The organism is Thalassotalea profundi (assembly GCF_014653195.1).
Taxonomy (GTDB): domain Bacteria; phylum Pseudomonadota; class Gammaproteobacteria; order Enterobacterales; family Alteromonadaceae; genus Thalassotalea_B; species Thalassotalea_B profundi.
This window is the reverse complement of the sequence record NZ_BNAH01000034.1, coordinates 1-1,146: the sequence shown is the minus strand read 5'-3', so window position 1 is coordinate 1,146 and position 1,146 is coordinate 1. Positions and strand designations below refer to the sequence as shown.

1 protein-coding gene and 1 tRNA gene are annotated in these 1,146 nt (G+C 36.4%); one reads left to right on the top strand and one right to left on the bottom strand.

Going from position 1 to position 1,146, the window contains the following annotated elements:
- The first annotated feature begins 433 nt into the window (after positions 1-433).
- Positions 434-510 (top strand) — tRNA-Met (locus tag IE155_RS17875).
- 246 nt (positions 511-756) lie between these two features.
- On the opposite strand, the gene IE155_RS18180 is transcribed toward IE155_RS17875, so the two are convergent.
- The gene (locus IE155_RS18180; protein WP_189379696.1) at positions 757-1,080 is read right to left on the bottom strand and encodes a TolC family protein; all 324 of its coding nucleotides are present in this window, start codon (positions 1,078-1,080) and stop codon (positions 757-759) included.
- Positions 1,081-1,146 lie beyond the last annotated feature (66 nt).

Below are 1,146 nucleotides of genomic sequence, written 5' to 3'. Positions count from 1 at the left end.
CGGGATGGAGCAGCCTGGTAGCTCGTCGGGCTCATAACCCGAAGGTCGTCAGTTCAAATCTGGCTCCCGCAACCAATTCTTTACTAAGTTTAGAATTTAAATAAAACTTTTATGGGATGTACGACATTAGGTCGTCAGTTAGCTCACGTTTAAATAGTGGCTCCCGCAACCAATTCTTTATTAAGTTTAGAATTTAAATAAAACTTTTATGGGATATACGACATTAGGTCGTCAGTTAGCTCACGTTTAAATAGTGGCTCCCGCAACCAATTCTTTATTAAGTTTAGAATTTAAATAAAACTTATATGGGATGTACGACCTTAGGTCGTCAGTTAGCTCACGTTTAAATACTGGCTCCCGCAATCAATTCTTTTAGAATGAATTAAAACTTCTAAGGCTTTGTTTTATAATATCTTTATAAAACTCATTCGGACGCGGGATGGAGCAGCCTGGTAGCTCGTCGGGCTCATAACCCGAAGGTCGTCAGTTCAAATCTGGCTCCCGCAACCAATTCTTTATTACGTTTAGAATTAAAATATAATNGCTCCCGCAACCAATTCTTTATTACGTTTAGAATTAAAATATAATTTATATGGGATGTACGACCTTAGGTCGTCAGTTCGCTCACGTTTAAATAGTGGCTCCCGCAACCAATTCTTTTTATAATCTAAATCCCAAAAGTTATTATATGTTCGACATAGGTGTATTAATGCAACACAGTTGTTTCCTGTTATTGATATAATTGTTATTCACAAGTTATAAATCTTTTTCCCACCCACCACCTAAGCTTTGATAAAAAGCAACGATAGCATTTAACCGCAATAACTTGTTATTCAAGTAATTATCTCTTATTGAGTATAAAGTTTGCTGAGTGGTTAATACAGTTTGAAAATCAAGAACGCCTTCTCTGTATTGAATTTCTGATATTCGAAAAGCTTCCGTAGCTCTTGCTAAATCTTCTTTCGCTGTTTGGGCTTGAGCATCAAGTAGTCTTATATTTCCAAGTGCGACATCAATTTCATTAAACGCTTGTATTACAATCTTACGATAATTTAATAAACTATTTGATCTTCCCCCGATTTTGTAGACCTCTAGCTTCCAGTTAAAAACTGGTTTTCATACTCATCAGGTGACACATGACCAAGG